The organism is Alkalihalobacillus pseudalcaliphilus, assembly GCF_028610675.1.
In the GTDB taxonomy this organism is placed as follows: Bacteria; Bacillota; Bacilli; order Bacillales; family Bacillaceae_D; genus Alkalihalobacillus; species Alkalihalobacillus pseudalcaliphilus.
Map to the genome: position 1 here is coordinate 35,906 of NZ_JAQQWS010000002.1, position 12,487 is coordinate 48,392.

The following is a 12,487-nucleotide window of genomic DNA, read 5'->3' on the forward strand; positions in this document are numbered from 1 at the left end:
TTATTCATGTATGGAGGTTGTTTGATATGCCAATCGTTACTGTTCAAATGTTAGAAGGTCGTACAGATGAGCAAAAGCAACAGTTAGTCGATAAGGTGACGTTAGCTGTTTCAGAATCTACAGGTGCACCAGTTGAGAAGGTTTCTATTATTATTGAAGAAATGAAGAAAACGAATTATGCTGTCGGTGGCAAACGCGCGAGTGAGCTATAGCTGCTATAAAAGGTGATCGCGGATATGAAACTTTGTTCGCTATTACCAACATTCACGAGGGATATTCTGTGGAGTGGTGCTGATTGGGAATCGGTCACACCGCTAACAATCAGCACTTCACTTCCACACCAAACACCCTTTTTCAATCGTTTACACCAGTGAGGACCACATAGACTTGAATAAAAATATTCTTCTAAATTTACACTTAAAATAGGATCTAAGCTTGCAATCCATAGTGGTGTATTAAATTTTTCTAGAACCACTTATAAAATCTAAATCTTTCTGACCACCTTTTCAAAAAATATCGGTAATTCCTCCAATGGCTTTCGGAAAGTAAGCAGGACATGGTCGACGCCTAATAGCTTCAGCTCGTTTATTTTCTTTGTGACGGTTTCATAGCTGCCTATTAGCCCCGTTCGAAATCCTTCATTATTTGCAACAAAGTCACCTAGCTCCTTTGCATTTTTCCACATTCCTTGTGATTCCGTTCTTTCTTGGAACTTCTTGATCGCCACTTCATCAGCACGGTCTAAAATCCATTGATATTCTTCATATGCCTCCTTTTCTGTTTGTCTAGCAATCACAAAAGCATTGACCGCATACGTAAGTTCTCGTCCTTGCTTTTTTGCCAGTTCTTTGACAACCGTTATCTGTTGATATAATTCTTCTTTTAGTGCCCCATTCATAAAATATATATCTGAATGCTCGGCTGCCATCGTTTGGGCAGGTAAAGAATTTCCACCTTGATAGATGGCGGGATAAGGCTTTTGAACAGGTTTGGGCGACAAATGGGCATCTTTTAATTGGTAATAATTCCCTTTGTATGAAAATGACTCTTGAGTCCATAGACCTTTTAGCACTTCTAAATATTCTTTTGAACGCGCGTAACGTTCTTTATGGTCGATCCATTCGATTCCAAATATTTCTTGCTCTTCCTTAAACCATCCACTCACTAAATTAATATGAAACCGTCCATTTGAAATAATATCTAGTGTTGCCCCCATTTTTGCTAACGTCACCGGTGAAATAAAGCCTGGAAGTACGGCACTAATGAAATGAATGTTTTGAGTTGAAGGTATTAAAGCTGCCATTAACGTAAGCGGATCGAGTTGCCCCTGTTCAGACTCACTACCGCCAATCGCTCCCAAATACCTTGTCGCATATAAAATAGCATTAATACCCTTTTTCTCTGCAAGCTCTACAAGCTTTTGGTTATACGTAAAACTATTGTCCCTCTCTTGTTCCACATCAGCACGAAGAAAACCACCAGATAAGTTTGCTCCCCAAATGATATAGTTCATTCCGCTCCCCCTCCTAAGGTTCCCTTCTTTACAAAAAGCGGCTTAACGGATTCGCCAAACCTTTTTGCTTCTTCTAAATGTGGAAAACCAGAGAGGATAAAGTGACTCACACCTACTTCTTGATAATGTTCAATTGCTTCTTTAATTTGCTGTGGAGTCCCTACTAAAGCCGTTCCTGCCCCTTTTCTTATTTTCCCTATACCAGCCCAACCACACTCGTCAAAACGATCACTTTTTTGCGTGACTTCGTTCATTCTTTTTTGAGCAATTGAATCGGTTGTTTCATAGTAATGATTCATCTTTTCCCTTCTCCGAGTATCGATTTGACTAATAATACGATAGGCAGCTTGCCACGCTTCTTCTTCAGAATCTCTAACTACGACATGAATTCGAATACCATATTCGAGTGTTCGATTGTAATTGCGTGCCCGCTCTCTAACATCTTTAATCTGTTGCTTAATCTGCACTACCGGTTCTCCCCACTGCAAATAAATGTCCGCATACTGTGCGGCTACATCCTTTGCCACCTCTGACGAACCCCCAAAATAAATGGGAATATTCCTCCCTTTGCTATTCTCAGGAAAAAGGCTACCTCCCTGCACTTCGTAAAACTCGCTTTGATAGTCAAAAACATCTTGCTCCCACGATTGCTTAATGACTTGTAAAAATTCAGCTGTTCGTTGGTAGCGCTTATCGTGTGGAATAAAATCACCGTCTTGCCCAAGCTCTAATAATGATCCTCCCGTTACAATATTTAAAAGTAATCTTCCATCTGAAAACTGGTCAATCGTTGCAGCCATTTTTGCAGCGACAGTTGGAGAGATAAATCCAGGTCTAAAAGCTACTAAAGGTTTTATCTTTTCAGTTTGGTGGATAATCGCAGAACCAATCATCCATGAATCCAAATAGGGAATTCCAGTTGGCACAAGTATACCTTCAAAGCCAGCATGTTCTGCCGCTTGAGCGACCCTGGTTAAATATGCAAGTGAGGGCTGACGCTCTGGCTTATTTAATCCTAAAAACTCTCCATCTCCATTTGTCGGTATAAACCAATAAAAACGAGGCATCTTAGTCATTCCTCTCTTCGAATCGCTTGATAGGCAAAATCTACTAAACTCTTTTTATCCTGATAAGAATGATATTGGCCGGCAAAAGTTCGTACCGGATCGCCTGAATAAAATCGTTCATAGAGCTCATGTCTCGATCCTAGTGAGTTCCCAATCAGATCCCATGCTAATTTGATTAGCTTAGTTCTTTCTTCTGCAGACATTTTTGTCCCCTTGTAAGGCTCTTTTAACAAGTGAGCAATCGGACCGAATAATTCTTCTATTTTGGATGGTGTTTGTAACAACCCTCCAGCTCCTACTTGCTGTATAATTTCTAGAGATCTAGGGTAGTATTTTGTCCCTAAATTACGAGCAGTCGCTAAATAATCTTTATCTGGTAAACAAACCCCTTCGTACATCGTCGATTCGTGCTCCGACGCATTTAATAAAGCATAGATACTCTCTTTTTGCATGATTACCTCTGCAAGTTTTTGTTTCACATGCAAAAAGGCTGTTGCTCCTGATGCCTCAGCTAATTCATTGGCAATCGCTGCAACACTTTCTAACTTACTTACTAGCCGAGCCACTGTCTGATGCTGACTTAGTAGGGCTGAACAAGGTTCTATCCTTAGAACCCAAGAGAATTCAGGATCCTCACAAGCCAGAACTCGCTCCCAAGGAATAAACACATGATCAAAAATTAGAACAGCATCCATTTCATCATAACGAGAACTAAGCGGATGATTCGTTTTATCTTGACTTGCAAAAGATTCACGACAGACAATATTTAACCCTTTTGCTGTTACGGGTACAAAAAATACATGAGCATACGCTCTTTCTTTCTCCGTTCTTTTATGGTAAGAATTGATTAAAATTTCATCGACATAGGGTGCAGCCGTTGCAATCATTTTAGCACCACTTACAAAAATTCCATCTTCATTTCGGTCGGTTATGTGTAATAAAGCGTCGTGTGTTTGTTTAGTTGCTCTATCTCTTTGTGGATCATGCCCAGCGACGGTTGATAACCAATCATTCTCTAAGGATTTTCGATAATAATGCGCTATTTTCTCGGCAAAGCCAGGCCTTTTTTTATCTAAGACATCCCGATTTGCATACCATCCGGTAATAATGGATCGTGTATACTCTGATAATCGACTCATGACACCAAATGTGTCGTCTGCCCAATGCTGATAAGCGACTCGTTTCCTTTTCAAGTCGACTTTATTTTCAGGAATTAAAAAGGAAAGATGCGCTCTGACACCTTCTGTATGATAAGTTAAGAGCTCTTTTGTAGATTCAACATACTGCTTTTGCAATAGTTTATCTATCGTTTTAATCGTACCTTCAAAGGCAGGATGGTGCGTCACATCTTGAACGAGCTCGCCATCTACCCAGACGGTTCTCTCTGCCTTCACTCGTTCTAAAAAAGTTCGTCTCGTCACTACTATGCCCCCTCTTCTTCGAATTGTTTCCAAAGATTAGAGATTCTATCTCTTAATGGATCTTTGTCATATTGGCTATAAAAGTTAGCAAAAGTCCGGATCGGATCTCCTGAATAAAAACGTTCATACAGGTCGTGCCTAGCCCCGAGTGGGCTACCAATTAATTCCCATGCAAGCTGAAATAAATCCGTTTTTGTTTTCGCATCCACTTCTGTCCCCCGGTAGTACCGTTGAAAAAAAGGAAACAACTCATCCTTTTCAGTGATAGGATTTGATGGCACTTGAATAAATCCACCTGCACCAATTCCTTTTAAAATCTCAATCATCCTCGGATAATATTCGGTCCCTAGATTTCGAGCTACTTGTAAAGGCACACTAGCTGGTACATAAACCCCTTGTTCATTGACCTCTCCGTCAATCTCAGCACTCGTTAATAAAGCTTTAATCGTATCTATTTTTGTATAGTCTTCACCTAATTTTTCTTGAACGTGAAGAAAGTGGTTGGCGCCAATTGATTCAGCTATCGCCGTCGTTACACCTGCTATAAATTGTAGCTTCGTTAATAAACGTACGACGGTTTGATAATGAGCTAACGGATTCATTTGTTGATGCTGTTGGGCCTCATATACACCTTCAATTGATCCTCTAATTAAAACTCGCTCCCATGGAATACACACATCATCAAAAATTAAGACAGCATCCATCTCATCAAAATTGGCTTGTATGAAATGCTTCTCAGCAAACGGAGAGGAGAAGGACTCACGGCAAACGATTTGTAAGCCCGGCAAGTTCAGTGGAATAATGAACATATTGGCATATTCCTCTTGCCCTTTATTTAACTTTTGGTGAGGCATGACAAGCACATCATGAGCATAGGGAGCAGCCGTTGCAATCATTTTGGCCCCTCGAACAATCAAGCCTCCCTTTGTCTCCCCTACGACTTTTAACAAACCCCCTTCCACTTGCTCTGGTGCTTGAGATCGGTCAATTTGCGGGTCTAAAATCGCCGTTGTGATGATTCTTTTTTGACTAGACGCTTGCTTATAATAGGCTGTTATTTTTAGAGAAAAACCCTTATCAAATTGAGTGAAAAAAGCTTTGTCCATATAATATCCTGTTAGTAAACAGTAAGCATAATCGGATAGTCGACTCATCACTCCATATGTCATTTCCGACCACAGTTCAAATGCGGCTCTTTTCTCCAAAAGCTGCTCATATGTTTTCGGCACTAAAAAAGCTTTATGAACAAATGTTGTTGATTCGTTATTTTTATAGCCAAGAATTGTCTGATTAACCGGATCTTCAAGCATCGAAAACAGTGAAGTGATCGTTTCCAATACACCTTTGAACTTTTTATCGGTTGTCACATCAACCTTTTGACCGTCTAACCATACCGTTCGGCCATCTTGTAAGGTTGCTCTCCAATCACCCTGCCCTAAATTGCTCAATTCATCTCCTCCTTGTTGTCGACACGCTTATGCTGAATGTAGCTTTACAAAGATAGGTATAAAAATAGCCCAGATACGCAAAAAAAGAGTGCTGTACCTTGGGCTATCGGTTGTCCGAAAAGCTTTTTATTTGTTTGTATAGATACTGTATATGATATGTGTATTCCAATTATTCCGAATGGTCAAGTGCGCTTTAAAATAAAACAAGCCTATTTTCTGATTTTAAGAAAATAAAGCCCATTTTTAATGGTAGCTCTTGCCATTCTTTGACTCACTGATTATAATCCAATTAATTCAATCAACTTACTTTTATTATTATGACCTACCGGTCGACCGGCGGTATGAGTTTTTACTCGTACCGCTTTTTTATATGAAAGTTGGTGCTGATACTCCTATGCGGAGCTTTGCTTGCCTCTACCGAAAATCATGCTCCGTCTCCTGCGGGGTGCCGCTGAACTAACTAGCATAGCCAGTGGATTTCAGCTCGCCACTACGTCACGCGGGAGTCTCCACATGTTTTCTTCCGCTTGGTTACTGCTCATTCTCAATTCCAAAGAACAAAGTGAATGAAAAGTCACCAGTTAAAACGCCAGACACTTCTTTCATGTTTGTTGGTGGCGAATTGAATGGGCTTCGCCATGTTGGGTTTTGTATGAAAGTTAGTGTAACATGGAGCGTTACTCATCATTATGGGAAATTATGCTGTGCGACACTGTGTAGCACTGTGCTCATCGTTTAAAGCAGCTTTTAAAATAACAACGTAGAAGGAGGCTATTCAATGAAAGATTATCTGTTTCTCATTTTGATGATGTTGTCACTGTTATTTGTTTTGTTCGGGTGCTCGACTGTAGATGATTTCCCAGCAAAGGAAGGAGGTTCTAAAGCAGTGATTGTCTTTGGTTTTACTCCTGGACCATATAGTGACCAAGTAAGGCAAGGAATTGAACCGCTACTCAAGGAAAAAGGGTATACAGTCAAATATGTGGAGTTTAGCACTCCCAACGAGCCTAATTTTGCTTTAGCAGAAGGTTCGCTTGATGTTAACATCTTTCAGCACACAGCCTTTTTTGAAAACTTTATTGAAGAGAATCAATTAGATCTTATTGAAACAATCAAAGTTCCAACTGCTCCTATGGGCATTTACTCTGATCATCATGATAACCTTGATCATTTACAAGATGGTTTTACTATTGCTATCCCTAATGACCCCGCTAATGTCGCAAGAGCTTTACGAGTGCTAGAACAGGTCGGCTGGCTCGAACTAAAGGAAAATTACGACCCACTAACTGTATCAAGGCAAGACATCGATTCCATGATTGTGAATTTTTCATTTGTTGAGCTCGAGCAAGTTCAAATCCCTAGGGCGATTCCGGATGTAGACTTTGCTGTTGCCAATGGTTATACGATTATCGCATCTAATCGAGAACTTGATTCGTCCCTATTTCTTGAAGACCCACCATTTGAATATCAAAATTTAATTGCGATACGTGCCGAGGACCAAGACCAACCTTTTATTCAAGATATAATCGAAGCTTACCACACTCGTGATTTCCAAGAGGTTATTGAGTCAAACAAAGAATTCGAAGGCTTCCACCAACCCGATTATTTTAAATAAAAGGAGAACTAAACCTCATGATAGAATTCAGACAAATTAGTAAAATCTATCAAACTAAGCAAGAGCAGGTTAAGGCCATATCTAACGTATCCTTATCCATTAAAGAAGGCGAAATCTATGGTATTATCGGATTTAGCGGAGCAGGAAAGTCCACTCTATTACGAATGGTTAACCTTTTGGAAACACCCACAGAAGGTACTATTCTTTTGCACAAGCAGTCACTAACCGACCTCGATAAAAAACAGCTAAGAATAGCTCGGAATAAAATAGGAATGATTTTTCAAAGCTTTAACCTAGTGACTAACAAAACCGTTGCGGATAATATCAAATTAGCTCTACGTTTTGCAAAGATAGCTAGAAAAGAATGGGATCATATCGTCTATCAAACTTTAAAGATTGTTGATCTATTAGATAAAATCGATCAATACCCGAACCAGTTATCAGGTGGACAAAAACAAAGGGTCGCTATCGCAAGAGCTATTAGTTGTGACCCCAGTGTATTACTTTGTGATGAACCAACGTCTGCCCTTGATCCGCAAACGACCCACTCCATTCTTCAATACTTAAAGAAGATTAACAATATCTATGGTGTGACCATACTACTTGTGACTCATGAAATGGAAGTAGCCCGCTCCCTTTGCAACCGTGTAGCTGTCATGGAAAATGGAGAAATTAAGGAAATAATCCAAATGCAAAACCACTCTTATCAAGCAAAGACAGAGATTGGACGAATTTTATTAACTGATGGTGCATCTGATGATATTTGATAATATTATTTCTCTCCTACCTGAAATTATTGAGAGCATTGGCCAAACCTTTTTTATGGTCGGCCTTACTATTATTACGGCTATAATTTTGGGAATCCCTTTAGGTTTGTTCACGTTTTTAACCGATAAAAAGCAACTATTAGCCAACCATTTTATCCACATCACTTTAAATATGTTTATTAATTGCATTCGGTCCTTCCCTTTTATCATTCTTATGATCGCGTTAATCCCATTAACTCGAGCCATTCTTGGGACGACTGTTGGACCACTAGCTGCCACCATTCCTTTATCAATCGCTGCTATTCCATTTTTAGCTCGAATCGTTGAACAATCCTTACGGGAGGTTAATAAAGGAACCATAGAAGCTTCCATTTCTATGGGTGGTTCTCCTATACAAATCATTTACCACGTCCTATTAGTCGAAGCACGTTCTGGTTTAGTTTTAGGTCTGACCATTACGACGGTAACCTTTATTTCTTATTCGGCTGTTGCAGGAGTAGTTGGAGGCGGAGGGATCGGCGATTTAGCGATACGTTATGGCTATTATCGGTTCCAAACAGATGTGATGATCTTTACGATTATCTTGTTAATTATCCTTGTTCAGGGCGTTCAATTCTTAGGAAATCGAATAGCTTCTTATTTAGATAAAAGATAACAAAGAAATCAAGCCCACTGAGCATAGGGCTTGATTTCTCTTGATTCATATTATTTTAGTTTTGCATAGCGTGAATTTGCCATGACTGGAGCTTCTTTATATATTGATACCCCGCCTCAATATCCTCTTCTGTATAATTCTGCTTTTTCTTCAAAGTAAAAACCTTATCTTTCACTTCTTCCACAGTCAAATCAGCAAAATACAAAATCGTTGAAACTAATTCTAAAAAACGTGAACTTTGTTCATTAAGAGATGTTACCAAGGCATGACACTCTGGCCACTCGATCTTATTTAGTGCCAAGAAACTCTCTCCTTGCTCTGATAATGAATAACAATATTGTTGATAGTGGCCTTTATCTTCCTTATTTTCGTGTACAAACCCTAAGTTACTAAGCTCTTCCATCCGTAAAGAAAGCTCTTCTGAATAAGGCCCGTACATATGAAAGTTATAGCGCTCTGAAAAGGGCATGTCCAACTTTTTAGCAATATAAATCATCTTTTGTAATTTCTTTCTACCAACTACCTCACCTGCATCTGCCAAAAACTTCAATACTTTTACATGTTCGTACAGCAAAAGGGTCCACTCCTTTACATGATTTGTAAAATCGCCATAATTTCTTTTTTAACTTGCTCATTTTCCTTGTTATCACTAATTAAATCAAGCGGGAAATATAACTTGTGGTCCGTTCTTTTTTTACCTGAAATGGCTTCAACAACATCAGATTCTCTTGAAAGTTCTCGTATTTTGCCGTTAGGTAGTACTAAATGTATCGGTAATCTTTCTCCTTCTTCACCAGGACGGTAAAAGTCATAGGGTAGATCAGATGAGGAGTCCACAACTAAATAGTAAGAAGGATCAATATCCGCTTTTCGAAAAAGCTCCTGTAATTTAGGCCAATCGTTCATCCACTGATTTGGGTTAAATTCTGTGTATTTAAACAGATTTCTATTTAAAAATCTTACACAAAGATCGCTTAAAATACGATCGTCCTCACCTTGCCATACTTGAAAATAATAAAGGGTTATCGCCTCATCAAGCTGCAAATAATCATCTAAGCTCACTTTTTCATGAAAGAATGAGTAGAAATGGATAGGTTCTTGTTTGAATGTGTACCCTTGTTTATATAAATCCTTCACTCGTTTAAAAATGTTATTAATAATAACCTCTGCACTTCTTGAAACAGGATGAAAATAAACTTGCCAATACATTTGGTATCGACTCATTATGTAATCTTCGACAGCATGCATACCACTTTGTTTGATGACAACTTGCTCCTCGGTCGGACGCATAACGCGAAGGATACGTTCCATGTCAAAGTGGCCATAACTTACACCCGTATAATACGCATCACGTAATAAATAGTCCATGCGATCCGCATCAATTTGACTGGAGATAATACTTGTCACTAACTTGTTAGGGTATGTCTTTTCAATCACATCACTAACCGCTTGAGGAAAGGTTGGTGAAACTTTTTTCAGAATTTGGTTCACCTCAGAATCACCTAAAATAATGGCTCTCGTCCACTCTTCATGATCCGTTCCAAATATTTTCTCAAAGGCGTGCGAAAAAGGGCCATGTCCTATATCATGAAGTAAGGCTGCCGACAGTGTTAGTAGTCTCTCTTTTTCTTGCCAATGCGGTCTACCCTTAAACACCTCTAAGATTCTTCTTGTAATTTCATAAACACCTAAAGAGTGATTAAAACGCGTATGTTCAGCACCGTGGAAGGTAATATAAGTAGTACCTAGCTGTTTAATTCTTCGTAACCTTTGGAACTCCTTTGTTCCAATTAACTCCCAAATTAATTCGTCTTTTACGTGAATATAGCGATGGACCGGATCCTTAAACACTTTCTCTTCTTCTAATTTTCCATAGACTGACATGTTATTCACCTACCTTAAATGGGGTTCGTTTGTTTTATATGAAAGTTACCTTGGGGCGATGGGTTGTTCCTTGAAGTTAGCTCGTCATCCATCTTACGATAAATGACCTTAGCAGGACAGTGTTCCTGTTCACATACTCCAGAGTTTACTATAGTATCGACAAATTAGACACCTTTTGTCATGCATCTTAATGATCGTTACGTAATCTATCTGACATCCATTGATCAGAAGGTAAAAGGAAGCTTAAGCAACCAATAATTGGGAATGTTACAGCGATAAGCATCGTCGTATACATACCAACAAAGTCAGCGATAATTCCAAACATAACGGCTCCCACTGCTCCCATTCCAAAAGCTAAACCGACAATTAAGCCTGAAACAACACCAATTTTTCCTGGAATAAGTTCTTGCCCATAAACAACGGCAACAGAAAAACTGGATAAAATAATAAAACCAATAATACCTATAAGTGGATATGCTAGAATTGGGCCAACATGTGGTAGAAGCAGAGCAAATGGGGCCGAACCTAACATAGAAAGCATTAGTATTGTTCTTTTTCCAAATCGATCGGCGAGTGGACCACCAGCAAAGGTCCCTATCGCTCCAGCCGCCAAAAAAATAAATAGATAAACTTGTGCTTGTGAGATCGTCATTCCGTATTCTTCAATCGCAAAAAATTGATAATAATTAGCTAAACCAGCATGGAACCAAGAGCGCACGAATACGAGAAATAATAATACACCAAAGCCGACAAGAATTTTACGACGATATTTCGTAGGTATAGATGGTCCTGCTTTTTTAGTTTTTGCTTGTAACGTTTGAATCTTAATTTGTTCTTTGTACCAAGTAGCAATATATAATAACAAAATAATGGCAAGACCTGCGACCAATGTGAACCAAATCGAACCGAACTGTCCAAGCGGCACTAAAATAAGCAAAGTTATTAACGGTGCTAGTGCCTGACCTGCATTTCCACCTACTTGATAAATGGATTGCGCTAAACCTTTTTTATTCCCTGCGGCCATATGAGCGACACGTGATCCTTCAGGATGAAATGTCGCTGAACCGATGCCAATAAAGGTAACAGCTATGACTACCATCCAAAAATTCGGGGCAAATGCAAGAAGAACTACACCAATAAAAGTAAAACAAAGGCCTATCGGTAACGCAAATGGGGATGGTTTTTTATCGGTATATACCCCAACAACCGGCTGAATAACCGAGGCTGTCATATTTAAAGCAAAAGCAATAATTCCTATTTGAGTATAGGTGAGCCCCATCTCCGCTTCTAGTATAGGGAACATCGCTGGAACTAGTGCTTGAATGGAGTCATTTAACAAGTGGACAAACCCGATTATAAATAGGATGCGGTAGGCCGTTTTCACTTGTGGGTTAGATTTATCTTTCGTTTGACTTGTCTTTAGCTGCTTTGCTTCCATGGTTTTCTCCTTTGATATGAAAGTTAGTGCTGATGCTCATATGCGGAACTCTACTAGCCGCTACCGAAAATAATGCTCCGCGTCCTGCGGGGTGGCTGCTAAACTAACTGGTTTCGCCAGTGGATTTCAGCCCGCCACTACATCCTGCGGGAGTCTCCACATGACTCGCCCGCTGGGTGACTGCTCATTCTAAAGTTCAAAATCATTCTCAACAAATATTAAAATGAATGAGAACAAAAAAACAAAGTGAATGAAAAACCACCAGTTAAAAGCTAAAACCTACTTTCATTTTTGTGGGTGATGAGTTGCTTCGGCAGTCATCATGGAAGTTTTGTATGAAAGTGTACTTAGGGATGATAGTTTGTGCCTTGAAGTTAGCTGATTCTTAATCCCCTTCACACCTTTTCGTGTGACTTTACTCACTCATTTCCCTCGAGTAACTGACACGTTCGGCCCTTTTCGTTACTTTACTCTCTCACTTCCCCCGAGTAACTGTCTCGTTCGGCTCTTTTCGTTACTTTACTCTTCTTCTTCCCCCGAGTAACTGTCTCGTTCGGCTCTTTTCGTTACTTTACTCTCTCACTTCCCCCGAGTAACTGTCTCGTTCGGCCCTTTTCGTTACTTTACTCTCTCACTTCCCCCGAGTAACTGTCTCGTTCGGCTCTTTTCGTTACTTTAC

At 39.6% G+C, this 12,487-nt stretch carries 11 protein-coding genes; 4 read left to right on the forward strand and 7 right to left on the reverse strand.

The window, feature by feature from the left end; translation table 11 throughout:
- The first annotated feature begins 26 nt into the window (after positions 1-26).
- Complete coding sequence (locus PQ479_RS06880) at positions 27-212, forward strand: 2-hydroxymuconate tautomerase (RefSeq protein WP_047986925.1); 186 nt, start codon at positions 27-29, stop codon at positions 210-212.
- A 272-nt stretch (positions 213-484) separates the two neighbouring features.
- Here the strand turns inward: PQ479_RS06880 and PQ479_RS06885 are convergent, their stop codons facing one another.
- The 4 genes from PQ479_RS06885 to PQ479_RS06900 are packed head-to-tail and all read right to left on the reverse strand — an operon-like array spanning position 485 to position 5,449.
- Positions 485-1,513: an LLM class flavin-dependent oxidoreductase gene (locus tag PQ479_RS06885; protein ID WP_047986924.1), complete on the reverse strand. Its 1,029-nt coding sequence runs from the start codon at positions 1,511-1,513 to the stop codon at positions 485-487.
- The gene (locus PQ479_RS06890) at positions 1,510-2,580 is read right to left on the reverse strand and encodes an LLM class flavin-dependent oxidoreductase (protein WP_273716877.1); all 1,071 of its coding nucleotides are present in this window, start codon (positions 2,578-2,580) and stop codon (positions 1,510-1,512) included. Before PQ479_RS06890 ends, PQ479_RS06885 begins: the two co-directional genes overlap by 4 nt.
- A 5-nt stretch (positions 2,581-2,585) precedes the next feature.
- A complete protein-coding gene (locus PQ479_RS06895; RefSeq protein WP_047986922.1) occupies positions 2,586-4,001 on the reverse strand; it encodes a 4-hydroxyphenylacetate 3-hydroxylase family protein in 1,416 nt (471 codons plus the stop codon).
- Positions 4,002-4,003: 2 nt separating this feature from the next.
- Positions 4,004-5,449 carry a 4-hydroxyphenylacetate 3-hydroxylase family protein gene (locus tag PQ479_RS06900; RefSeq protein ID WP_047986921.1) on the reverse strand — a complete coding sequence of 482 codons (1,446 nt, stop codon included), beginning with the start codon at positions 5,447-5,449 and terminating at the stop codon, positions 4,004-4,006.
- Between the two features lie 778 nt (positions 5,450-6,227).
- On the opposite strand from PQ479_RS06900, the gene PQ479_RS06905 reads away from it, so the two are divergent.
- From PQ479_RS06905 to PQ479_RS06915, 3 genes are read left to right on the forward strand one after another with little or no spacing between them, the layout of a single operon-like run.
- The gene (locus tag PQ479_RS06905) at positions 6,228-7,064 is read left to right on the forward strand and encodes a MetQ/NlpA family ABC transporter substrate-binding protein (protein ID WP_047986920.1); all 837 of its coding nucleotides are present in this window, start codon (positions 6,228-6,230) and stop codon (positions 7,062-7,064) included.
- 17 nt (positions 7,065-7,081) lie between these two features.
- The gene (locus PQ479_RS06910) at positions 7,082-7,831 is read left to right on the forward strand and encodes a methionine ABC transporter ATP-binding protein (protein ID WP_053070267.1); all 750 of its coding nucleotides are present in this window, start codon (positions 7,082-7,084) and stop codon (positions 7,829-7,831) included.
- The gene (locus PQ479_RS06915; RefSeq protein ID WP_047987064.1) at positions 7,824-8,486 is read left to right on the forward strand and encodes a methionine ABC transporter permease; all 663 of its coding nucleotides are present in this window, start codon (positions 7,824-7,826) and stop codon (positions 8,484-8,486) included. Before PQ479_RS06910 ends, PQ479_RS06915 begins: the two co-directional genes overlap by 8 nt.
- A gap of 55 nt (positions 8,487-8,541) precedes the next feature.
- On the opposite strand, the gene PQ479_RS06920 is transcribed toward PQ479_RS06915, so the two are convergent.
- From PQ479_RS06920 to PQ479_RS06930, 3 genes are all read right to left on the reverse strand, one after another.
- Positions 8,542-9,060, reverse strand: coding sequence for a YwgA family protein (locus tag PQ479_RS06920; protein WP_047986919.1), 519 nt, complete (start codon positions 9,058-9,060; stop codon positions 8,542-8,544).
- Positions 9,061-9,074: 14 nt separating this feature from the next.
- Positions 9,075-10,370, reverse strand: coding sequence for an HD domain-containing protein (locus PQ479_RS06925; RefSeq protein ID WP_047986918.1), 1,296 nt, complete (start codon positions 10,368-10,370; stop codon positions 9,075-9,077).
- A 187-nt stretch (positions 10,371-10,557) separates the two neighbouring features.
- Positions 10,558-11,808, reverse strand: coding sequence for an MFS transporter (locus PQ479_RS06930; RefSeq protein WP_047986917.1), 1,251 nt, complete (start codon positions 11,806-11,808; stop codon positions 10,558-10,560).
- Positions 11,809-12,487: the final 679 nt, after the last annotated feature.

Bases quoted from the DNA above. Each gene is read 5' to 3' on its own strand.
- PQ479_RS06880 (WP_047986925.1), top strand. From the start codon at position 27: ATGCCAATCGTTACTGTTCAAATGTTAGAAGGTCGTACAGATGAGCAA.
- PQ479_RS06885 (WP_047986924.1), bottom strand. From the start codon at position 1,513: ATGAACTATATCATTTGGGGAGCAAACTTATCTGGTGGTTTTCTTCGT.
- PQ479_RS06890 (WP_273716877.1), bottom strand. From the start codon at position 2,580: ATGCCTCGTTTTTATTGGTTTATACCGACAAATGGAGATGGAGAGTTT.
- PQ479_RS06905 (WP_047986920.1), top strand. From the start codon at position 6,228: ATGAAAGATTATCTGTTTCTCATTTTGATGATGTTGTCACTGTTATTT.
- PQ479_RS06910 (WP_053070267.1), top strand. From the start codon at position 7,082: ATGATAGAATTCAGACAAATTAGTAAAATCTATCAAACTAAGCAAGAG.
- PQ479_RS06925 (WP_047986918.1), bottom strand. From the start codon at position 10,370: ATGTCAGTCTATGGAAAATTAGAAGAAGAGAAAGTGTTTAAGGATCCG.
- PQ479_RS06930 (WP_047986917.1), bottom strand. From the start codon at position 11,808: ATGGAAGCAAAGCAGCTAAAGACAAGTCAAACGAAAGATAAATCTAAC.